This is a genomic window from Polaromonas sp. C04, assembly GCF_002002705.1.
In the GTDB taxonomy this organism is placed as follows: Bacteria; Pseudomonadota; Gammaproteobacteria; order Burkholderiales; family Burkholderiaceae_C; genus Rhodoferax_A.
This window is the reverse complement of record NZ_MUNS01000045.1, coordinates 21,580-42,863: the sequence shown is the minus strand read 5'-3', so window position 1 is coordinate 42,863 and position 21,284 is coordinate 21,580. Positions and strand designations below refer to the sequence as shown.

At 65.9% G+C, this 21,284-nt stretch carries 19 protein-coding genes; 16 read left to right on the top strand and 3 right to left on the bottom strand.

All coding sequences use genetic code 11. The annotated features are described in order from the left end of the window. From B0E49_RS19910 to B0E49_RS19890, 5 genes are all read left to right on the top strand, one after another. Positions 1 to 1,046 (top strand): NAD(P)/FAD-dependent oxidoreductase (locus B0E49_RS19910; protein WP_502688718.1); only part of this gene is annotated, 1,046 nt, incomplete at its 5' end. 13 nt (positions 1,047 to 1,059) lie between these two features. After that, entirely contained in the window at positions 1,060 to 2,016 is a 957-nt protein-coding gene (gene gluQRS, locus B0E49_RS19905) for a tRNA glutamyl-Q(34) synthetase GluQRS (protein ID WP_077564559.1), read from the top strand. Next, the gene (gene trmB / locus B0E49_RS19900) at positions 2,013 to 2,747 is read left to right on the top strand and encodes a tRNA (guanosine(46)-N7)-methyltransferase TrmB (protein ID WP_077564558.1); all 735 of its coding nucleotides are present in this window, start codon (positions 2,013 to 2,015) and stop codon (positions 2,745 to 2,747) included. The genes gluQRS and trmB overlap by 4 nt, the downstream gene beginning before the upstream one ends. 62 nt (positions 2,748 to 2,809) lie before the next feature. Further along, positions 2,810 to 3,736, top strand: a complete 927-nt coding sequence (locus tag B0E49_RS19895; protein ID WP_077564556.1) for a pseudouridine synthase — start codon at positions 2,810 to 2,812, stop codon at positions 3,734 to 3,736. A gap of 76 nt (positions 3,737 to 3,812) precedes the next feature. After that, entirely contained in the window at positions 3,813 to 5,081 is a 1,269-nt protein-coding gene (locus B0E49_RS19890; protein ID WP_077564554.1) for an Nramp family divalent metal transporter, read from the top strand. 53 nt (positions 5,082 to 5,134) lie between these two features. Here B0E49_RS19890 and B0E49_RS19885 read toward each other — a convergent pair whose 3' ends face one another. The 3 genes from B0E49_RS19885 to alaS form a co-directional block, all read right to left on the bottom strand. Further along, entirely contained in the window at positions 5,135 to 6,259 is a 1,125-nt protein-coding gene (locus tag B0E49_RS19885) for a transglutaminase-like domain-containing protein (RefSeq protein WP_077564552.1), read from the bottom strand. Between the two features lie 128 nt (positions 6,260 to 6,387). After that, a complete protein-coding gene (locus B0E49_RS20775; RefSeq protein WP_077564571.1) occupies positions 6,388 to 6,930 on the bottom strand; it encodes a TlpA family protein disulfide reductase in 543 nt (180 codons plus the stop codon). 55 nt (positions 6,931 to 6,985) lie between these two features. Further along, a complete protein-coding gene (gene alaS / locus B0E49_RS19875) occupies positions 6,986 to 9,610 on the bottom strand; it encodes an alanine--tRNA ligase (RefSeq protein ID WP_077564550.1) in 2,625 nt (874 codons plus the stop codon). A 209-nt stretch (positions 9,611 to 9,819) separates the two neighbouring features. Here alaS and B0E49_RS19870 point away from each other — a divergent pair, with 209 nt between their 5' ends. From B0E49_RS19870 to B0E49_RS19820, 11 genes are all read left to right on the top strand, one after another. Continuing rightward, positions 9,820 to 11,298 carry an NAD-dependent succinate-semialdehyde dehydrogenase gene (locus B0E49_RS19870; protein WP_077564548.1) on the top strand — a complete coding sequence of 493 codons (1,479 nt, stop codon included), beginning with the start codon at positions 9,820 to 9,822 and terminating at the stop codon, positions 11,296 to 11,298. 16 nt (positions 11,299 to 11,314) lie between these two features. Further along, a complete protein-coding gene (locus B0E49_RS19865; RefSeq protein ID WP_077564546.1) occupies positions 11,315 to 12,001 on the top strand; it encodes a response regulator in 687 nt (228 codons plus the stop codon). Beyond that, positions 11,982 to 13,517, top strand: coding sequence for a sensor histidine kinase (locus B0E49_RS19860; protein WP_502688717.1), 1,536 nt, complete (start codon positions 11,982 to 11,984; stop codon positions 13,515 to 13,517). Before B0E49_RS19865 ends, B0E49_RS19860 begins: the two co-directional genes overlap by 20 nt. A 245-nt stretch (positions 13,518 to 13,762) precedes the next feature. Then, on the top strand, positions 13,763 to 14,242 hold the full coding sequence (locus B0E49_RS19855) for a tripartite tricarboxylate transporter TctB family protein (RefSeq protein WP_286138158.1): 480 nt from the start codon (positions 13,763 to 13,765) through the stop codon (positions 14,240 to 14,242). Positions 14,243 to 14,247: 5 nt separating this feature from the next. Next, a complete protein-coding gene (locus B0E49_RS19850; protein ID WP_077564542.1) occupies positions 14,248 to 15,816 on the top strand; it encodes a tripartite tricarboxylate transporter permease in 1,569 nt (522 codons plus the stop codon). Positions 15,817 to 15,969: 153 nt separating this feature from the next. Then, entirely contained in the window at positions 15,970 to 17,229 is a 1,260-nt protein-coding gene (locus tag B0E49_RS19845; protein WP_077564540.1) for an ABC transporter substrate-binding protein, read from the top strand. 226 nt (positions 17,230 to 17,455) lie between these two features. After that, positions 17,456 to 18,328, top strand: a complete 873-nt coding sequence (locus tag B0E49_RS19840; protein WP_077564538.1) for a branched-chain amino acid ABC transporter permease — start codon at positions 17,456 to 17,458, stop codon at positions 18,326 to 18,328. A 29-nt stretch (positions 18,329 to 18,357) separates the two neighbouring features. After that, a complete protein-coding gene (locus B0E49_RS19835; protein ID WP_286138157.1) occupies positions 18,358 to 19,275 on the top strand; it encodes a branched-chain amino acid ABC transporter permease in 918 nt (305 codons plus the stop codon). Further along, a complete protein-coding gene (locus tag B0E49_RS19830; protein WP_077564534.1) occupies positions 19,272 to 20,030 on the top strand; it encodes an ABC transporter ATP-binding protein in 759 nt (252 codons plus the stop codon). Before B0E49_RS19835 ends, B0E49_RS19830 begins: the two co-directional genes overlap by 4 nt. Beyond that, a complete protein-coding gene (locus B0E49_RS19825; protein ID WP_077564532.1) occupies positions 20,017 to 20,742 on the top strand; it encodes an ABC transporter ATP-binding protein in 726 nt (241 codons plus the stop codon). Before B0E49_RS19830 ends, B0E49_RS19825 begins: the two co-directional genes overlap by 14 nt. 91 nt (positions 20,743 to 20,833) lie before the next feature. Continuing rightward, complete coding sequence (locus tag B0E49_RS19820) at positions 20,834 to 21,274, top strand: DsrE family protein (protein ID WP_077564530.1); 441 nt, start codon at positions 20,834 to 20,836, stop codon at positions 21,272 to 21,274. The last annotated feature ends 10 nt before the right edge of the window (positions 21,275 to 21,284 follow it).

The window sequence follows — 21,284 nt, the reverse complement described above, 5'->3', positions numbered from 1 at the left end:
CCTCGAAGGTCCCCCGCCACATCGCCGTGATCGGCGCCGGCATGGCCGGCATCGCCTGCGCCCGCACGCTGGTGCAGGCCGGGCATCGCGTGACGGTGTTCGACAAGAACCAGGACGTGGGCGGGCGCATGGCCACGCGCGACACGCCGTTCGGCACCTTCGACCCCGGCACGCAGTACTTCACGGTGCGCGATGCGCGCTTTGCCCAGGCGCTGGCCACCACGCCCGGCGCCTGCAAGCCATGGAGCGCGAACACTGTGCGCGTGCTCGACACGTACGGCCGCGTGACCGCCGCCGGCCTGCCCGCGCGCGAGCCGCACTGGGTGCCGGCACCCGCCATGAACACGCTGCCGACCCAGTGGGCGCAGCCGCTGCACGAGGCTGGCAGCGTGGAGCTGCAGACTCGGGTCACGCGCATCGAGCCCGACCCGATCAGCGCGCGGCACTGGCAGTTGCGCACCAGCGGCGCCGAGGATTCGCAGCACGTGTTCTCGGGTTTTGACGCCGTGGTATTGGCCACCCCCTCGGCGCAGGCGCAGGAGCTGCTGCAAAATTCAAGGCAAGGCTCGCGGCTCGCGAAGCAGATCAGCGCGGTGCGGGTCGCTCCCTGCTGGACGCTGATGCTGGCGTTTCCGCAGGCGGTGCAGCCCACGCTGACGCATCTGGGCCCGCAGTGGAACGCGGCGCGCAGCACGCACCACCGCATCGCCTGGCTGGCGCGCGAGTCGTCCAAGCCGGGACGCGGCGCCATCGAGCGCTGGACCGTGCAGGCCAGCGACGCCTGGTCGCACGAACACCTGGAAGACGACGCCCCGCGCGTGCAGGCCAAGCTGCTCAAGGCGTTTGCCGAAGTCACCGGCATCCGCACCGAACCGGGCCACGCCGAGGTGCACCGCTGGCGCTATGCGCAGACCCTCAAGCCACTGGGCAAGACCCACGTCTGGGACGCCAAGGCGCGCCTGGGACTGTGCGGCGACTATCTGATCGGCCACCGCGTGGAAGACGCGTTTGTGTCAGGGCTGGAACTGGCGCTGTCCATGGCGTGAAGAGAGGGGCAGCATGACGGCGTACATAGGCAGGTTCGCGCCGTCGCCGACCGGACCGCTGCACGCGGGCTCGCTGGTCGCCGCGCTGGCCAGTTGGCTCGATGCCAGGGCGCACGGCGGCCAGTGGCTGGTGCGCATCGAGGACGTGGACACGCCGCGCTGCGTGCCCGGCGCGGACCGCCTCATCCTGACGCAACTCGCGGCCTGCGGCCTGCTGCCCGATGCGCCGCCGCTGATCCAGTCGCAGCGCGAGGCCTTGTACCAGCGTGCTCTTGACAAGCTCGTAGCCAGTGGCCAGGCCTACCCCTGTGCCTGCTCGCGCAAGGACATCGAGGACGCGCTCGCCGCCCTGGGGGTCCAGCGCCCGCGCCACGCCGAGCTGGTCTACCCCGGCACCTGCCGCCACGGCCTGCAGGGCCGGCGCGCACGCGCGTGGCGCTTCCTCACGGAAAAATTTGAAGAAAAAATGCCTGTAGCCCTTGCTGGATCTACGCAGCCAGCTACACCTTCGATAGCAAGCCCCATCGTTGCCTGGATTGATCGCCGCCTCGGTGCGCAGCAGCAAAACGTGGCCGCCGAGGTCGGCGACTTCGTGCTGAAGCGCGCCGACGGGCTCTGGGCCTACCAACTGGCCGTGGTGGTGGACGACGCGGCGCAGGGCATCACCCACGTGGTGCGCGGCGTGGATCTGGCGGACAACACGCCGCGCCAGATCCTGCTGCAGCGCGCCCTGCAACTGCCCCTGCCTGCCTACCTGCACACGCCGCTGGCCTGCGCGGCGAACGGTGAAAAGCTCTCCAAGCAAAACGGTGCGCAGGCGCTCGATACCGCCAGCGCGGCGAGCGCCTTCAACGCGCTGGCGGCCGCGGCCGCCGTGCTGGGCTTGCCGCCGCAGACCGGCACGGTGGCCGAGGCGCTGGCCGCGTGGGTGGGCGCGTGGCGGCATCTCTACAATCCAGACTCCTCATGACCGCCGCTCCTGCTCCCTCCTGCGCTCCCGCCGCCGCTCCGCCTGGCGTGGCCCACCCCAAAAGCATTCGCAGCTTTGTGCGCCGCGCCGGCCGCACCACCACCGGCCAGGCCAAGGCTTTGGCCGATCTGGGGCCGAAATTTGTGCTGCCGTATTCCGGGCACGGTATCGATTTGGCGGGGACCTTCGGCCGCAGCGCACCGACCATCCTCGAGATCGGCTTCGGCATGGGCGAGGCCACCGCGCACATCGCGGCGTTGATGCCTGACAAAAACTTCCTGTGCTGCGAAGTGCACCCGCCCGGCGTCGGCGCCCTGCTCAAGCGCATCGATGAGCGGAACCTCGCCAACATCCGCATCCTCGCGCATGACGCGGTCGAAGTCATCGACCACATGCTGCCGCTGCACAGCCTGGCTGGCATCCACATCTTCTTTCCCGACCCGTGGCACAAGAAGAAGCACAACAAGCGCCGCCTGATCCAGGCCCCGCTGGTGGCCAAGCTTGCCGCGCGCCTCAAGCCTGGCGGCTACCTGCATTGCGCCACCGACTGGCAGCCCTATGCCGAGCAAATCCTGCAGGTGCTCAGCACTGAGCCGCTGCTGCGCAACACCGCCGATGCAGCGGGCGACGGCTTTGCGCCCAAGCCCGACTACCGCCCGCTGACCAAGTTCGAGAACCGCGGCATCAAGCTCGGCCACGGCGTGTGGGACGTGGTGTTCGAGCGGGTGTGAGCGCCGCGCCGGGCCGCTCCCAAGCAAGCTCGCACCGCAGTGCGCAGCACGAAGGTACTCCAGTGAGCACGCCGCCCCGCCGCGCCCTGCCGCCGACCCGCAACGGCGTCGGCCCGAGCTGCGTCGGCCTGCCCGCAGGCGACTGGCCCACCATCGCGGATTTTCTGGTGCAGCGCTTCCCGGCGATCGGGCGGGCCGTGTGGCTGCAGCGCATGCACGAGGGGCACGTGGTGGACGAGCACGGCGTGCCGGTCACGCCGACTCGCGCGTACCAAGGCCACCTGCGGGTGTACTACTACCGCGATCTGGTGAGCGAGCCGCGCATCCCCTTCGATGAGGTCGTGCTGTACCAGGACGAGCACCTGGTCGTGGTTGACAAGCCGCACTTTTTACCGGTAACGCCGTCCGGCCGCTACCTGCAGGAGACCCTGCTGGTGCGCCTGAAACGCAAGCTCGGCATCGCCACGCTCCAGCCGATCCACCGGATCGACCTGGACACGGCCGGCGTGGTGGTGTTCGCTATCCAGCCCTCCACGCGCGACGCCTACCACGCCCTGTTCCGCCGGCGCGAAGCCGCCAAGCAGTACGAAGCGATTGCACCCTGGCGTGCCGGCTTGACCTTTCCGTGTGTGCGCCGCAGCCGGATCGTGGCGGGTACACCCTTTTTCCGGCTGTGCGAAGCGTCGGGCGCCCCCAACGCCGAAACCCGGATCGACGTGCTCGAAGTCAGTGGCGCGCTGGCGCGCTACCGGCTGGAGCCCGTGACCGGGCGAAAGCACCAGCTGCGCGTGCACATGGCGGCGCTGGGAATTCCCATCGTCAACGACCGCTTCTACCCCCACCTCGTCGATGGGGCCGAAGACGACTTCAGCCGGCCGCTGCAACTGCTGGCCCGCACCATCGCCTTTCTTGACCCCGTCACCGGGCAGGCCCGGCGCTTCGAGAGTGCGCAGCGCTTGAGCCTGGGCCATCCCGGTACGGCTGGGTAGGCTGCATCGAAGCCGCATTGAAGCCCCATCGAAGGGAGCGTTACAATGAGATTGATTCTCATTTGCGAAGTCGCCCATGTCCACGCCGCTCCCCCTCCCGTCTCCCACCCAGCAAGTCCGGCCCGCGATCTCCCGCGGCAAGTTCCTGGCGGTGGTCGGCCCTGGCCTGGTGGTCATGCTGGCCGACACGGACGCCGGCAGCATCATCACCGCGGCCCAGAGCGGCGCGCAGTGGGGCTACAAGCTGTTGATCCTGCAGCTGGTGCTGATCCCGATCCTGTTTGTGGTCCAGGAACTGACCGTTCGCCTGGGTCTGGCGACCCAGCGAGGGCACGGCGAGTTGATCCGCGAAACATTCGGGCGCGGCTGGGCCTGGCTGTCGGTCGGAACCCTGTGCGTGGCCTGCGTGGGCGCGCTGCTGACCCAGCTCAGCGGCATCGCCGGGCTGGCGCAACTCTTCGGCGTTCCGGTGGTCCCGGCCATTGTCGTGACGATCGCCGGGATCATCTTCATGGTGTGGACAGGCTCCTACCACTCGGTGGAGCGGGTGGCGATCGCGTTCGGGCTGTTCGAGCTCGCGTTCGTCTTCGTGGCATGGCGTTCTGCGCCGGACATTCATGAAGTGGCGGCGCAGTTTTTCGCGGTGCCGCTCGCGGACTCCCAATACCTCTATCTCGCCGCCGCCAACATCGGCGCGGTGATCATGCCGTGGATGGTTTTCTATCAACAATCGGCCGTCGTCGACAAGGGTCTGGGCCTGGGCGACCTGAAGGCCGCGCGCATCGACACGGCGATCGGTGCGCTGATCACCCAGCTCATCATGGCGGCCGTGCTGATCACCACCGGCGCCGTGCTCAGTGGCGGCAGCGGGACCAGCGTGAAACTCGATAACGTTTCGCAAATCGCCGATGCCCTGACGCCGACGCTCGGCTACTCGGTCGGCCGGATCGTCTTCGCCATGGGCCTTGCCGGTGCGGCGCTGGTCGCCACCGTGGTGGTGTGCCTGACGGCCGCCTGGGGCCTGGGAGAGGTCGCCGGCTACAAACGCTCCCTTGAGCACAACCCCCGCGAGGCGCCCTGGTTCTACGGCGTCTTCAGCCTGGTCCTCGTCGCCGGCGGCGTGCTGGTGACATCCGGCGCCGACCTCGTCAAGCTCTCGGTGGCCGTTCAGGTCATGAATGCGCTGTTGCTGCCGGTCGTCCTCGGCTTTCTGTTCCTGCTGGCGCGCAGGGCGCTGACGGGCCCACATCGACTGAACGGCTGGTACGCATGGGTTGCCGGTACGCTGATCGTGGTGACCAGCGTCTTTGGCGTCTTTGCGGCGGTGTCGGGGCTGATCGGCTAGGCGTGCCGGTGGCGCCGCACCCCGGGTGCGTCAGACGATGCGTTGCCGCAACCTCAGGCCTGAATCTCTTTGGCCGTGATCTGGTACCTGAAATCGTCGGGTGAATACGGGTCCAGTCGTCCGCCGGCGTTTTCGGCTGCGGGGTACATGAGGAAGCCGAGCTTGTCGCCGCTGGAGTGAGGCAGCAGCACGTCGGCCGCGCTGTTGTAGGCCATCCAGTTGCCCTCCCAGCCGCCGAACAGTGCCCGGTTCACGGGCGCCACCACGTCGCCCCGGGTGCTCTTGATCCACTGCGGCGTTTCCTCGCGCATGACCTTGGCGACATCGGCCGGGTCCATCGCGACCCAGCCATGGCCTTTCAGGAACACCTCGGAGCGGCAGTGCTGCGCGCGCTGCAGGCCGGCCGGGTTGGCCCCCAGCGCCTTGTAGCCGAAGCTGGAGGGCGCCAGCCGCACGCCGTACAGGTCACGCGCCGGCACGCCCACTGCGCGGCTCAGCCCGACGAACAGCGCGTTCAGGTCGGCGCACTTGCCGCCCAGATTGCCGGTCTCCAGCATGGTCTTGATGTCGCCCTCGCCGCAGCCGCGCACCTTGGGCTCGCGGTAGGTGTTGGCCACGATCCAGTCGTAGATCTTGCGCACTTTCTGCACGTCGGTGTGGGCGCCCCGGGTCGCCTCCAGCGCGGTTTTTCGCACAATCCCGTCGGTGGGTATCAGGGCCGTGGGCTGCGTCCAGTGCTGGAGCGTATCGGCATCCTCGCGCGCGCCCCCTGTAGTCGACCAGTCCACGGCGCGGCTTTGCGTCTGCACGCGGCTGGTCAGCTCCACGAAGGGGTTGACCTCGCTCGCGGCGAACTCGGCGTAGAGCATTTGCGCGCCGGAGCGGCCATCGGCCATGCGCTGCGTCTTGCCGTTGCTCGAGAAACTGCTCTCCAGCGAGCGCTGGTAGTCGCTGTCGACGCACGGGATGGGCAGCCAGACGCGGGTGGCGCCTTGCGGCAGCAGAATATCGACCCGTGTGGTGACGTCAAACGTGCGCCAGTCGCCGGGCTTGGGCGCAAAGCGGCGCGCAGCGGCATCGGCGGCCGGGCTGTTTTGTGCAAAATTGATAGCTGGCAGTGCAGCAGCGACGGCCGCTGCAGCGGTATTTTTCAGAAAAGTGCGGCGCACGGTGGTCATGAAGAGATCTCCGGATGAGAAAAAATGACGTCGCCGGGGCATGTCAAGGTGCCTCGGGATGCCTTGTTGCTGCCCTGCCGCAAGGCCGGCACGGCAGCGTGCGCATTATCGCGCGCGGGGAAACCGGCTCAGGTATGCAATGGCGGCAGCAGCGGCGCGATCAACTGCTCGGCCGCCTGACTGGTCCACTCCACCTCGCCCTGCACGCGCTGGCGCGGCTGGCCTACGGCATCGATCAGCACCGTGGTGGGGAAAATTCGCGCACCCCACTGCCGCGCCATGTCGCCCGCGGGGTCCAGCAGCACCGGCAGACTCAAGGCCGACGCCTGGGCAAAGCGCGCCGCCGTGGCCCTGGATTCCTTGAAGTTGATGGCCAGCACCACGATTTTGTCGGGCCCGTAGATCGCGGCCATGTCCTGCAGCGAGGGCATCTCGGCGCGGCATGGCGGACACCAGCTGGCCCAGAAATTGAGCAGCACCGCGCGGCCGCGCAAGTCGGCCAAGCGCCAGGTTTTGCCGTCGAGATCGGCGGCTTGCAACGACGGTGCGCGCTGCCCGGCAGGCCAGCGCGACACTTCAAAATCCTTCGCCCAGGCCGCGCCAGCACCCGCCGCAGTGAGCACGGCCAGATGTTTGAGAAACCGCCGCCGTGCAGATGGAATATCAGTCATATCGTGCTGCAGCCCTTGTTCCATATGCACATATAGCTATTCATTAAATAGCACCTCAAACCTTGCTGGCGACCCAGGCCGGCACGCTCTCCAGCGCCGCCGCCAAGCCCGCCGGATGGGTGCCGCCGGCCATGGCCATATCCGGCTTGCCGCCGCCCTTGCCGCCGACCTGTTGCGCCACGAAGTTGACCAGCTCGCCGGCCTTGACGCGGCCCAGGCTGTCGGCCGTCACGCCGGCCGCGATCTGGACCTTGTCGCCGTCCACCGTGGCGAGCACGATGGCCGCCGTCTTGAGCTTGTCCTTGAGCTTGTCCAGCGTGTCGCGCAACGTTTTCGCATCGGCACCATCGAGCCGGGCCGCGAGCACCTTGATGCCCTTGACGTCCACCGCCTGCGCCATCAGCTCGTCGCCCTGGCTGGACGCCAGCTTGCCCTTGAGCGCCGCGACTTCTTTCTCCAGCGTCCTGACCTGGTCCTGCACCTGCGCAATCCGTGTGACCAGTTCGGCAGGCTGCGTCTTGAGCGCCGCAGCCGCCTTGGCCATGGCGGCTTCGAGCTCCTGTACATAGGCCATCGCCACGCTGCCCGTCACCGCTTCCACGCGGCGCACGCCGGCAGCGACGCCGCTCTCGGCAACGATCTTGAAGAAGCCAATATCGCCCGTGCGCTGCACGTGGGTGCCCCCGCACAATTCTTTGGAGGAGCCGATCTCCAGCACGCGCACTTCATCGCCGTACTTTTCGCCAAACAGCATCATCGCGCCCGAATTTTTGGCCGACTCAATGTCCATCACCGTCGCGCTGGTGGCCGAGTTGGCCAGGATTTCGGCGTTGACACGGCGCTCGATCTCTGCGATGTCCACATCCGACACCGGCGCATTGTGTGCAAAGTCAAAACGCGTGCGCGACGCATTCACCAGTGACCCCTTTTGCTGCACGTGCGGGCCGAGCACCTCGCGCAGCGCCTTGTGCATCAGGTGCGTGACGCTGTGGTTGCGCATGGTTTGTGCGCGCACGGCCGTGTTGACCTGCGCCGTGACCGCATCGCCCACCTTGAGCGAGCCCTGCGTCAACGTACCGTGATGGCCGAACACATCGGCCTTGATTTTTTGCGTGTCGGCCACATCGAACCGGGCCGTGTCGCTGGCAATGGTGCCCTCGTCGCCGACCTGGCCGCCGCTCTCCGCGTAAAACGGCGTGGACGCCAATACCACCACGCCCGCTTGACCTGCTTTTAGCTCGCTGACCTGCTTCCCGTCTTCGTACAGCGCTACGATTTTGGTAGCTTGCGCAAGCTGGTCGTAGCCGATGAAGGTGTTACCCAGGCCCGCATATTCGAGCGCGCGGTCCATCTTGAACTTGCCGGCGGCGCGGGCCTGGGCTTTTTGCCGGTCCATGGCCGCATGAAAGCCCACCTCGTCCACCGCGACGCCGCGCTCACGGCACACATCAGCCGACAAGTCGAGCGGAAAGCCGAAGGTGTCGTGCAGCTTGAAGGCCACCTCGCCGGGCAGCACTTGGGTACCCTCGGCCAGCGCGGCATCGAGGATGGCCATGCCGTGCTCCAGTGTTTCGAAGAAGCGTTCCTCTTCGGCCCTGAGCACGTCCATGATGCGCTGCTGCTCGGCCGCGAGATGGGGATAAGCCTCGCCCATCAGCGCCACCAGATCGGGCACCAGCTTGTAGAAGAACGGCGTTTTCTTGCCGAGCTGGTAGCCGTGGCGGATGGCGCGGCGGATGATGCGCCGCTGCACGTAGCCGCGCCCTTCGTTGCCCGGATTCACGCCGTCGCTCACGAGGAAGGCGGTGGCGCGGATGTGGTCGGCAATCACGCGCAGGCTCTTGTTGCCCAGGTCGTCGCAACCGGTCTCGCGCGCGGCCGCCTTGATGAGCGCCTCGAAAATATCGATCTCGTAGTTGCTGTGCACGTGCTGCAGGATGGCGGCGAGCCGCTCCAGGCCCATACCGGTGTCCACGCACGGCGCGGGCAACGGCTTGACGCTGCCATCGGGCTGCATGTCGAACTGCATGAACACGTGGTTCCAGATCTCGATGTAGCGGTCGCCGTCGGCGTCCGGGCTGCCGGGGGGGCCGCCCGGGATGTCGGGACCGTGGTCGTAGAAGATCTCGGAGCACGGGCCGCAGGGTCCGGTGTCGGCCATCATCCAGAAGTTGTCGGACGCGTACTTGGCGCCCTTGTTGTCGCCGATGCGCACCACGCGCTCGGGCGGCAGGCCAATTTCTTTCGTCCAGATGTCGTAGGCCTCGTCGTCGTCAATGTAGACGGTGGCCCAGAGCTTGTCGGCGGGCAGCTTGTAAACCTGGGTCAGCAGCTCCCAGCCCCACTGGATCGATTCGCGCTTGAAGTAGTCGCCAAAGCTCCAGTTGCCCAGCATCTCGAAGAAGGTGTGATGGCGCGCGGTGTAGCCCACGTTCTCCAGATCGTTGTGCTTGCCGCCCGCGCGCAGGCAGGCCTGCACCGAGGCCGCGCGCACGTAGCTGCGCTTGTCGGTGCCGAGGAACACCTCCTTGAACTGCACCATGCCCGAGTTGGTGAACATCAGCGTCGGGTCGTTCGCCGGCACCAGGGAGCTCGACGGCACCACGGTGTGACCTTTGGACACGAAGAAGTCGAGGAAGGTCTTGCGGATGGCGGCAACGGTGAAAGTGGGTGTGCTCATTTTTTGAGGGTTGTCATGCCGACGGCCGTCAGGGGCTGCAGATCGCGCGTCAATGCGTGGTTGGGAACAGCCTTTGATTATAAGTTTCAGGCCATGGGCATCGCGCGGCGCCGCACCGGCTTCCGCGCTATGCTTGAAGGTTGTCAGAACAACGGTACCCCCCGTCAGCGGTACGACCTTGCTGCCGCGCCCCCTTCCGGAGACCCCTTATGGACATGAAAACAGCCCCTCTTTCGCTGCTCAAAGACCCCAGCCTTCTCAAAACCGACGCCCTGGTGAATGGCCAATGGCTCAAGGGCGCCTCGCGTTTTGACGTGCTGGACCCTGCCACCGGCCGCAAACTGGCGGACGTGGCGAATCTCGGCGCGCAGGACGCCGAAGCCGCCATTGCCGCCGCCAACGCCGCCTGGCCGGCCTGGCGCAGCCAGACCGCCAAGCAGCGCCATGCCATTTTGATGAACTGGTTCCAGCTGCTGATGGCGAATCAGGACGACCTGGGACGCCTCATGACGGCCGAGCAGGGCAAACCGCTGGCCGAAGCCAAGGGCGAAGTCGCCTATGGCGCCAGCTTTGTCGAGTGGTTTGCCGAGGAAGCCAAACGCGTGAACGGCGAAACCCTGGCGCAATACGACAACAACCGCCGCGTGATCGTGCTGAAGCAGCCGATCGGCGTGTGCGCCGCGATCACGCCCTGGAACTTCCCGCTGGCGATGATCACGCGCAAGGTGGCGCCCGCGCTCGCGGCCGGCTGCCCGGTGGTGATCAAGCCGGCCGAGCTGACCCCACTGACCGCGCTGGCGGCCGCCGAACTGGCGGTGCGCGCCGGCATTCCGGCCGGCGTGCTCAACATGCTCTCGGCCGATGGGGCCAACAGCATCGCGATCGGCAAGGTGTTGTGCGCGAGCGATGTGGTGCGCCATCTCAGCTTCACCGGCTCCACCGAGGTAGGCCGCATCCTGATGGCGCAGAGCGCGCCCACGGTCAAGAAGCTGTCGCTGGAGCTGGGCGGCAACGCGCCCTTTATCGTGTTTGACGATGCCGATATCGACAGCGCGGTCGAAGGGGCCATGGCCAGCAAATACCGCAATGCCGGCCAGACCTGCGTCTGCTCCAACCGCTTCTATGTGCAGGACGGCGTGTACGACGAGTTCGTCCAGAAGTTCTCCGCCAAGGTCAAGCAACTCAAGGTGGGCAACGGCTTCGAGGACGGCGTGGTGCAGGGCCCTTTGATCGAAGACGCGGCGGTGGACAAGGTGGCGCGCCATGTGGCCGACGCGGTGGCCAAGGGCGGCAGGGTCCAGGTCGGCGGGCACAAGCTGCAGGGGCAGTTCTTCGAGCCCACCGTAGTCTCGGAGGCCACGGCCGACATGCTGTGCGCGCGCGAGGAAACCTTTGGTCCGTTCGCTCCGGTGTTTCGCTTCAAGGCCGAGCAGGAAGCCATAGCCGCGGCCAACAACACCGAGTTCGGCCTGGCCAGCTATTTCTACAGCCGCGACGTGGGCCGCATCTTCCGCGTGGCCGAGGCGCTGGAGTACGGCATGGTGGGCATCAACGCGGGCGTGATTTCCACCGAGCACGTACCGTTCGGCGGCGTCAAGCAGTCGGGCCTGGGCCGCGAAGGATCCAGTCACGGCATGGAAGAGTACGTTGAAATGAAGTACCTCTGCCTGGGCGATATCCTCAAGTAGGCCTGCCGCCCCGATCATGCGCATTTTGCTGGTGGAAGACGAACTCGAGATGGCGTCGTGGCTGGTGCGCGCGCTCAAGCAAAGCGGCTTCGTGCCCGACCACGCGCCCGATGCGGGCACGGCCGAGGCACTCATGGCCGGCACGCAGTACGACGCCGTGGTGCTGGACCTGCGCCTGCCCGACCGGCACGGCCTGTCCCTGCTGGCCGACCTGCGCGACGCGGGCTACCGCACGCCGGTGCTGGTGCTGACCGCGCAGGGTTCGCTGCAGGACCGGGTGCGCGGCCTGAACCTGGGCGCCGACGATTTCCTGACCAAGCCCTTCGCCCTGGAGGAGCTGGAGGCGCGCCTGGCCGCCCTGGTGCGGCGCAGCCGCGGCCGCCCGCATGTGCCGCTGCACTGCGGCTCGCTGTCGTGTGACCACGAGAGCCGGGCCTTCATGCTCGCCGGCGTGCTGCTGCCGCTGACGCCGCGCGAGCATGCGGCGCTGGAGGCGCTGCTGGCGCGCAGCGGCACACCGGTGAGCAAATCGCAGCTGGCGGGCAAGGTATTCCCGCACGACAGCAGCGCCGGCCCCGACGCGATCGAACTGGTGCTGCACCGGCTGCGGCGCAAGCTCGCGGGCAGCGACGTGCGCATCGTCACGATCCGCGGCCTGGGCTACATGCTGGAAGGCGATGCCGATGCCGCGTCCGGGACCTGAGCGCCGGCGCTTCGGCATCCGCGCGCGCTTGCTGGCCCTGCTGCTGCCTTGCCTGCTGGCGCTGCTCGCCCTCGACAGCTGGAACGACTACCGCGCCCAGCACGACCTCGTGCAGGACGCCTACGACCAGGCCATGCTGGAGCCGGTGAACGCCCTGGGTCAGGGCATTGCGCTGGCCGCCGACGGCTCCATCCGCGTGCAGGCACCCTTCGACGTGCAGGCCATGTTCGACGTGACGCGGCCGCAGCACAAACTCCTGCACGTCGGGTTGAGCGCGCTGCCCGATGGATCAGGCGGCGCACCGCCCGCCGCCGAGATCACGCTGATCGGCGTGCCCGACCTGCCAGCGCCGCCGGCCAGTGCGGGCAACGATAGCCCGTTCGTCTGGTACGACGCTCACTACCAGGGTTATCCGGTGCGCGTGGTGGCACTGCGCCGCACCGTGCTGGACGGCCACGCACGGCCCTACCAGGTCCTGATCCAGGCGGCCGAGGGCACCGGTGCGCGCGTGCAGGCGCAGGCCGACCTGCTGCGCCAGGAACTGCTGCAGGGCGCCCGCCTGGTGGGCGTCGTCCTGCTGCTGGTGTGGCTGGGCGTGAGCTGGTCGCTGCGGCCGCTGGAACGCCTGCGCCAATCGGTGCAGGCCAGTCCGCCAGACGACTTGAGGCCGCTTGACGCGCGTGGCGTGCCGCACGAAGTGGTGCCGCTGGTCGATGCTGTCAATCACCACATGGCCCGGCGCCAGCAGATGCTGGCCGGGCAGTCCCGCTTTCTGGCCGACGCGTCGCACCAGTTGCGCACGCCGCTGGCCATCATGCTGACGCAGGCCGGCTACGCCCTGCGCGAGCCCGACGCCACGCGCGCGCACGAGACCCTGCACGCCATCGTCGCGCAGCTCGCGCGCAGCCGGCGCCTGTGCGAGCAGTTGCTGGCAATGGCGCAGGCCAGCCAGGCGGCGGACGACCCTTCGCCCCGGCCTGTCGTGGACCTGAACCGCGTGGCGCGCGAGGTCGTGCTGCAGTACCTGCCGCTGGCGCGCGAGAAGAACCAGGACCTCGGCTGGATCGACGCGCGCGGCGAAGCAGCTGCCAACGACGATGCGGCTGCGCCCCAGCCACCGGCCGCACCCGTTGCCGCCCGCGACCTTGAATTGCACGAGGCATTGTCCAACCTGGTGCACAACGCGATTTGCTACACCCCGCAGGGCGGGTGCATCACGGTCTCGGTCCGGATCGAAGGCGGCCGGGTCTGCGCCGAAGTGTGCGACAGCGGCCCCGGCATTGCGCCCGCCCGGCGCAACAGCGTGTTCGAGCGCTTTGCGCAAGTTGCCGGCGTCGATGCGAAGACACTTCAAACCCCGGGTGCAGGGCTGGGCCTGTCCATCGCCCGCGCCTACGCCAGGCGCAACGACGGCGACATCGAACTGGCCGACGGCGATGGCGCCGGCGGCGCACCCGGGCTGCGAGCCCTACTCCGTTTCCCGCTGGCACACAGCGCCCCGGCAGACCCGGCATAGCACCTTGCCGGCCGGCACACCGCGGTCGCTTCCGTATTCGTAATTACACGTATTTTGGGGCGCGGAAACACGAACGAAAGGCGATTGGAAGCTTCGATTCCTAGACTTCGGGTCTCGAACCGAGCAGTTTGGCGCCCTACTTTCGCGTGGGCCCCGGGCTCTACCGGGAACACCACGAAGGAGACACGATTGAAATACCCCTGTAACACCGGGCCATGCCCGCGGCGCGGGTCGGGAGAGGCTCGATGAGCGCTCCCTCCCAATTCAAAAAAGACTACTACGCCGGCGCGCTGATGGTCATCGTCGGTGTGGCTGCGGCCTATGCGGCCTCTGGCTACCACCTGGGCACACTGGCCCGCATGGGGCCCGGCTTCTTCCCGTGCGCCGTCGGCGTGCTGCTGGCCCTGATCGGCGTGGCAATCGCGGTGTCGGCCCGCACCGACGACGGCCCGCCGGCCACCACCGGGCACGGCTACGGCCAGGGCATGCCGGACCTGCGCGGCTGCGCCTGCATCATCGCCGGCATCCTGGCGTTTTTGCTGCTGGGCGAGTATGGCGGCCTGTTACCCGCCACCTTCGCCATCGTGTTCATCTCGGCGCTGGGTGACCGCGGCAACACGGTCCGGCAGGCAGCGCTGCTGGCCCTGGCCATGTGCGTGATCGCAGGCGTTGTATTTTGGTGGGCGCTGCAGCTGCAGATGCCGTTGTTCCGTTTCGGAGGCTGACCCTCATGATCTCCCAAGCTCTGCAAGACCTCTGGTTCGGCTTCGGCGTCGCATTCCAGGGCCATAACCTGATGTGGTCGTTCTTCGGCGTGCTGGTGGGCAACCTCATCGGCGTGATGCCCGGCATGGGCGCGCTGTCGGCGATGTCCATGCTGCTGCCGCTGACCTATGTGCTGCACCCCGTGCCTGCCATCATGATGCTGGCCGGTATTTTTTACGGCTCGATGTATGGCGGCGCCATCGGCGCCATCCTGCTGAATCTGCCCTCGCATGCGGCGCATGCCGTGACGTGCCTGGACGGCTACCCGATGACCCGCGCCGGCAAGGGCGGCACCGCGCTGGGCATCGCGATGATCTCGTCGTTTTTCGCGGCAACCGTCGGCATCCTCATCATGATTTTTGCCTCGCCGCTGCTGGTCGCCATCTCGTTCAAGTTCGGCCCCACCGAGCTGTTCTCGATCATGCTGCTGGGTCTGCTGGCCGGCGCCACCATGTCGCGCGGCTCGCCGCTCAAGGGCGTGGCCATGACGCTGTTCGGCCTGTTGTGCGGCGCGGTCGGTACCGACGTGAACAGCGGCTCGTTTCGCTTCAGCTTCGGCATTCCCCAGCTCAGCGACGGACTGGAGCTGGTGGCCATCGCGCTGGGCGTGTTCGGCGTGGCCGACTTCCTGCTCAGCGTGAACCGCATGCCGGTGATCAAAAGCACCGCCACGCTGCGCATGCGCGACATGCGCCCCAGCATGGCGGAATTGAAAGAGGCGTTCTGGCCCATGGTGCGCGGCACCAGCGTCGGCGCGCTGTTCGGCGCCATGCCCGGCACCGGCCCCACCATCACCTCCTTCATTGCCTATGCGCTGGAACACAAGGTCTCCAAGACGCCCGAGAAGTTCGGCACCGGCATGATCGCGGGCGTGGCCGCGCCCGAGGCGTCGACCCACTCCAAGACCCAGGTCGACTTCATCCCGACGCTGAGCCTGGGCATCCCCGGCGACGTGGTGATGGCGCTGATCCTGGGTGCGCTCTTGATCCAGGGCATTCAGCCCGGGCCGCAGCTCATCGGCGAGCATCCGGACATCTTCTGGGGCCTGATAGCCAGCTTCTGGATCGGCAACGTGCTGCTGATGGTGCTCAACGTGCCGCTGATCGGCGTCTGGGTCAAGCTGCTGCAGGTGCCCTACCGCTACCTTTTCCCCTCGGCCATGTTCTTCATCGTCATTGGGGTCTTCACCACGCAAAACGACCTGTTCCAGACCTGGGAGGTGCTGGCCTTCGGCATCATCGGTGCGGTGCTGATGGCGCTCGATTTCCCGATGGCGCCGATCCTGCTGGGGGTGGTGCTCGGCCCCATGATGGAAGAGAACTTCCGCCGCGCGCTGCTGCTCTCGCGCGGTGACATGTCGGTATTTGTCACCCGGCCCATCAGCGCGGGCTTCATGGCGGTGTGCGCCCTGGTGGTGCTCGGTGTCAGCTGGTCCGCCTGGCGCGCGCAGCGGCGCAAACGGGGCGCGAAAGCTGCCGCGGCGCTGGACGTGGCGCTGGGCCTGCCCGCGCTGGAGTTGCGCAGCGACGATTGAGACCGGTCGCGGGCACCAATTTGACAAGGATTCCGATGGCGCGCACACTTTGATACAGGACAAACGCGAGCGGAAAAGCGGCACGCACCGCAGACATGTAATCCAGTAGCTCGCGTTTCGAGTCCGACACAAAAAGCACGAAGGAAGACATCCATGAGCAAAGACAATGCCACTTCCGCGACAGTCAACCGTCGCAAAGCGTTGCAGGCCGCGGCCTTTGGCGCCGCGTCGCTGTCGTTTCCCGCCATCGTGAAAGCGCAGGGCGAGCAGCCCGTGAAACTCGGTGTCGACAACCCGCTCACCGGCACCTACTCCATCACCGGGCGCAACGAGCTGCACGGCATGGAACTGGCCGTGCAGCAGATCAATGCCAAAGGTGGCATCCTCGGGCGCCCCGCCAAGCTTATCGTCGAGGATTCAACCAGCGGTGACGCAGGCGTGGCGGTGCAGAAAGCGCGCAAGCTGATCGACCGCGACAAGGTCGACTTCCTGGTCGGCAACGTCAACTCGGGTCTGGCGATTGCGATGTCCGCGGTAGCCTACGAAAAAGGTGTGTTCATGATCGATCCGGGTGGCCACGCCGATCCGATCACCGGGAAGAACTGCCACTGGAACGTCTTCCAGGTCGATCCCTCCACCACGCTGCTCGTGAACGCCATCGCACCGTCGCTCATCAAACGTTTCGGCAAGAAGTTCTACTGCCTGGTGCCCGACTACGCGTTCGGCCACGGTCTGCTCGATGCCTACAACGCCAACTTCAAAAAGTACGGCGCGACCAATGTCGGCACCGACCTGATCCCGCTCGGCACGACCGAATATTCCTCCTACCTGATCAAGGCCCAGGCCGCGAAACCGGACGTGATCGTGATTCTGCAGAACGGCGAAGACCAGACCAACGTGCTGAAGCAGGCGGTGCAGTTTGGGCTCGACAAGAAATTCCATATCGCCGGAGCCAACATCGAGCTTGAAACCCTCGAGGCGCTGCCTCAGAACGCGCGCATCGGCAACTGGGTAATCGAGTGGTACTGGAACCAGCCGGGTGTGCCGCACGTCAAGGAATTCACCGAAGCGATCAAGAAGAAAACCGGCCGTGTGCCCACCGCGCGCACCTGGTTCGGTTTCACGGCGATCCACGCGTGCGCGCTGGCCGCCAACAATGCGAAGTCGCTCGAACCGGTGAAAATGGCGCGGGCGCTGGACGGCTTCACGCTGCCGCCAGAAGTGGCGCTGCAGCCCCACCCTGCGACCTTCCGCGCCAACCAGCACCTGTTGATCGGCACGCTCTGGGCGGGTCACGCCCAGTCTTCCGGCAGCGCGCCGGACGACCTGTTCCACATCGACGAGACAATCGTAAGCGAGACCATCGCGCCAACGGTGGAAGAGGCCGACTGCAAGATGACATGGCCGAGCTGAGCGCGCCTTGCCTCAGCCAGAAATGAGCCGCGCGCAGGTTGCGCGTGGTGCCCATCATGTTGCCGCGAGGAAGTCGCGGCACTGGCTGGCCTTTGCCATGCGAGAGCAAACCGTAGCCGTAGCGCGCGCCCTGCCGAAGATTTGCAGCGGCACAGGGCACCCACCTGAGGGTGGGATATACGCGCCACAAATGGACCACGCAGAGGTTCGCTAACGAGGGTAGCACGTGACGCAACTGATTATTCTCAACATCTTCAACGGACTGGTGATTGGGGCGTTCTACGCGCTCATGGCGCTCGGCCTTTCGCTGATCATCAATCTGACCAACGTCATCAACTTGGCGCACGGCGGCTTTCTCGCACTCGGCGCCTACCTCGCCTACACGCTGGAGCCGTACCTCGGCTTCTGGGGCGCGTTGATTATTTCGCCGTTCCTCACGGCGCTGATCGGCATCGCTGTCGAGCGGGTGTTGATCCGGCCGCTTTACGTGCGAGACCCGCTTTACGGCCTGTTGCTCACATTCGGCCTCGCCTTCGTCATCCAGGATTCGGTGCGCATGATCTGGGGCGCGCAGGGCTTGCCATTCAAGGTGCCCGAGACCCTGCAATCTTCGCTCAGTTCAACGTTATTCTTCCTCACCGGCTACCGTGTATTCATGGTGGCGCTGGTTGCGATCGCGGTCGGCGCGCTGTTTGTGATCCTCAAAAAGACGCGCCTCGGTATGCGAATCCGCGCCGGCACGCTCGATCTCGAAATGGTGTCAGCTTTGGGCGTTGACGTGCGCATCCTTCGCAACCTCAATTTCGGCCTGGGCATCTTCTTCGCCGGTCTGGCCGGCGTGTTGGCGGCTGGCATGCTCGGCCTCACCCCCACCATTGGCGACCAGCTGATCATGCCGAGCTTCGTTGCCGTCATCGTGGGCGGGTTGGGCAGCCTTGTCGGAACATTGTTCGGCGGCTTGCTGATCGGCGTCGCCTCCGGCGTCGTGACGGTGTTTTTCCCCTCGGCATCCGAGGCCACCATCTACGTGATGATGGCGCTGGTGCTGCTGTTTAGGCCGTACGGTCTGTTTGGTGAGGAAGGCGGGACGAAACTGTGAGCACTCGCACGAACCCACGCAATTTTGCCTTGGTGATCCTGCTCTGGGTCGCCCTTCTGACGGTGCCGCTGTGGATTGCTCCGGTGGGCGGCTACGTCGACCTTGCTTCCCGCGTGCTGGTGATCGGCCTCGCCGCGATGGCTACCAACCTGCTGGTTGGCCACTCTGGCGTGATGGCGTTCGGCCACGCCGCCTACTTTGGTCTGAGCGCTTACGCGACCGGTCTGGTCATCACGCATCTGGTACCGAGCACACCTGTCGGATTCCTCGCCGGAGTCGTGGTCGGCACCGCGGGCGGCGCTCTGGTCGGCTACCTTTTGTCCAAGCTGCGCGGCATTTATTTCGCGCTGGCAACAATCGCCTTCGGGCAGGTGTTCTACTTCATCGCCTTTCGCTGGAACGCGGTCACCGGCGGCGATAACGGGCTTACCTTCCAGCGCCTGGCGATTGATCTCCGCTTCGCGAACATCGACCTGACCTCGAGCGTCGTCTACTACTACTTCGTGCTGGCCGTGTTTGCCGTCTGCGCGGTGCTCATGGCCATTTTGCTGCGCTCGCCGTTCGGCCACACGCTGCTCGCCATGCGCGAGAACGAACGGCGCGCCAAATTCCTCGGCATCCCGGTAGACCGCCACATGTGGATTGCCTATACCGTCTCTTGCTTCTTCGTGGCGGCCGCCGGTGCGCTGTACGGCATGCTCAACAATTTTGTCAGCCCGCACGATCTACACTGGACGCAGTCCGGCGATTTCGTACTCATGGCGGTGATGGGCGGCATGCGCTCATTTTGGGGGCCGCTGCTGGGCGCCGCCATCTTCGTGATCGCGCAGGATTCGCTTTCCAGCATCACCGACAACTGGATGTTTTATATCGGCATCATCTTCGTGCTGGTGGTACTGTTCATGCCCCGCGGCATCGCTGGTCTGATGCAGGGAAAAACATCGTGAGTCTGCTCGAAGTCCACAACGTCACACAGCGCTTTGGCGCACTCGCTGCGGTAAAAGACGTATCGCTCCACGTCGAGGAAGGTGAGTTGCACGCCATCATCGGCCCGAACGGCGCCGGCAAAACCACTTTCTTCAACATGATCAGCGGCTTCTACGTGCCGACTGCCGGCCGCATCGTCTTCGGCGGCGCCGACGTCACAGCCCTGCCGCCGTATGAGCGCGTGGGTATGGGCATGGCTCGCACCTTTCAGATCACCGAGGTGTTCCCGGAGCTCACGGTGCGCGAAAATCTGCGCATCGCGGTCGAAGTCGCCGACGGCCTGCGGTTGAAGTTGTTCAGCACGCGGCGCCAGGTTTCCGCCACCGAGCAGCGCGTCGATGAGCTGCTGGAAATGGGCGCGATCAAGGCAAACGCCAATCGCCAGGTGGGCGAACTCTCGCACGGCGATCAGCGCTCCGCCGAAATCATGATGGCTCTCGCCACCCGGCCGAAGCTGCTGCTGTTGGACGAACCCGCGGCGGGCATGGGCAGTCAGGAAACCTACGACACCGCGGTATTGATCCGCCGGCTGCACCGCAAGCAAAAGCTCACCATCGTGCTCGTCGAACACGACATGCGCGTCATCTTCAACCTCGCCGACCGCATCACCGTGCTGTCCGAAGGTGAAATGCTGGACCAGGGAACGCCGGACGAAATCGCGGCCAGCGAGAAGGTGCAAGTGGCTTATCTTGGAGAAAAGCGTGAAAGCTCTTGAAGTTCACGGACTGAACACGTATTACGGCAAGAGCCACGTCCTGCACGGCGTCGATCTGGAAGTCGGCGAAGGCGAACTGGTGACGCTGCTAGGCCGCAACGGTGCCGGTAAATCCACCACGCTGCGCAGCATCATGGGCCTCACCCCCGCGCACTCTGGTCAGGTCCGCATTTTCGGTACCGACTCGACGCACCTGCCGCCCTTTCGCATCGCCCGGCTCGGTGTCGGCCTGGTACCCGAAGGGCGCCGCGTGTTTTCCCACCTGACGGTCGAGGAAAACCTGAAGGTACCAGTGGACCACCCGGGACACTGGAATATCCCTCGCGTTTACGAGCTTTTTCCGCGCCTCGCCGAGCGCAAGAACCACAAGGGACGACAACTCTCTGGCGGCGAGCAGGAAATGTTGTCCATCGCCCGCGTGTTGCTGCTGAACCCGAAACTCCTCCTGCTTGATGAACCGTCGCAAGGTTTGGCGCCGATCATCGTGCAGAATGTTTTCAAGGTGATCGTCGCGGCGCGCGACGCGGGAACGTCGGTTCTGCTGATCGAGCAAAACGTGCGCGCCGCCACTGAAATCGCCGACCGCGCCTACGTGCTCGACCGCGGCGCCATCACTTACAGCGGCGCCGCCGCGGAATTCGGCCAGGACGAAAAGCGCGTGCAGGAGCTGGCCGGCGCCAGCGCGCAGAAGTGGGAATTCCCCGACGATTGAGCGCTCAAGCGGCAACGCCACTCCGCGCTCGGCCAGGGCTGCGGGATCGGCGTATATTCATCGCCATCCCCTTGTCCTGGAGCCCCCCAAAATGAATCGCCGAAATCTGGTCCAATCCGCCGCCCTGACCGCGGGCGCTACTTTTTTAGTAGCTGCCAATGCACAAGGGACGGGGGCTACAGGAAAAAAACACTACAAGGTCGTGATCCAGGTGAGCGACAACGATGCGGCCAAATGGAACCTGGTGCTGAATAACACGAAGAACCTGCAGGAGGACGTGGGCACCGCCAACGTGGACGTGGAAATCGTCGCCTACGGCCCGGGCATCGGCATGCTCAAGGCCGATGCCCCGGTGAGCAACCGAGTGAGTGACGCCGTCAGGGGCGGCGTGAAAGTGTCGGCCTGCGAGAACACCATGCGCGGCCAGAAACTGACCAAAGAAGACATGAATCCTGCTGTCGGTTACGTACCCTCCGGCGCCGCCGAAATCATGATCAAGCAGGGTGAGGGCTGGGCTTACCTGCGGCCCTAGGCCCGCCCTG

Excerpts from the sequence above, each read along its gene's own strand:
- B0E49_RS19865 (WP_077564546.1), top strand. The coding sequence starts at position 11,315 with ATGCGCATTTTGCTGGTGGAAGACGAACTCGAGATGGCGTCGTGGCTG.
- B0E49_RS19870 (WP_077564548.1), top strand. The coding sequence starts at position 9,820 with ATGGACATGAAAACAGCCCCTCTTTCGCTGCTCAAAGACCCCAGCCTT.
- B0E49_RS19855 (WP_286138158.1), top strand. The coding sequence starts at position 13,763 with ATGAGCGCTCCCTCCCAATTCAAAAAAGACTACTACGCCGGCGCGCTG.
- alaS (WP_077564550.1), bottom strand. The coding sequence starts at position 9,610 with ATGAGCACACCCACTTTCACCGTTGCCGCCATCCGCAAGACCTTCCTC.
- B0E49_RS20775 (WP_077564571.1), bottom strand. The coding sequence starts at position 6,930 with ATGACTGATATTCCATCTGCACGGCGGCGGTTTCTCAAACATCTGGCC.
- B0E49_RS19885 (WP_077564552.1), bottom strand. The coding sequence starts at position 6,259 with ATGACCACCGTGCGCCGCACTTTTCTGAAAAATACCGCTGCAGCGGCC.
- B0E49_RS19845 (WP_077564540.1), top strand. The coding sequence starts at position 15,970 with ATGAGCAAAGACAATGCCACTTCCGCGACAGTCAACCGTCGCAAAGCG.
- B0E49_RS19890 (WP_077564554.1), top strand. The coding sequence starts at position 3,813 with ATGTCCACGCCGCTCCCCCTCCCGTCTCCCACCCAGCAAGTCCGGCCC.
- B0E49_RS19820 (WP_077564530.1), top strand. The coding sequence starts at position 20,834 with ATGAATCGCCGAAATCTGGTCCAATCCGCCGCCCTGACCGCGGGCGCT.
- B0E49_RS19860 (WP_502688717.1), top strand. The coding sequence starts at position 11,982 with ATGCCGCGTCCGGGACCTGAGCGCCGGCGCTTCGGCATCCGCGCGCGC.
- trmB (WP_077564558.1), top strand. The coding sequence starts at position 2,013 with ATGACCGCCGCTCCTGCTCCCTCCTGCGCTCCCGCCGCCGCTCCGCCT.
- B0E49_RS19850 (WP_077564542.1), top strand. The coding sequence starts at position 14,248 with ATGATCTCCCAAGCTCTGCAAGACCTCTGGTTCGGCTTCGGCGTCGCA.
- gluQRS (WP_077564559.1), top strand. The coding sequence starts at position 1,060 with ATGACGGCGTACATAGGCAGGTTCGCGCCGTCGCCGACCGGACCGCTG.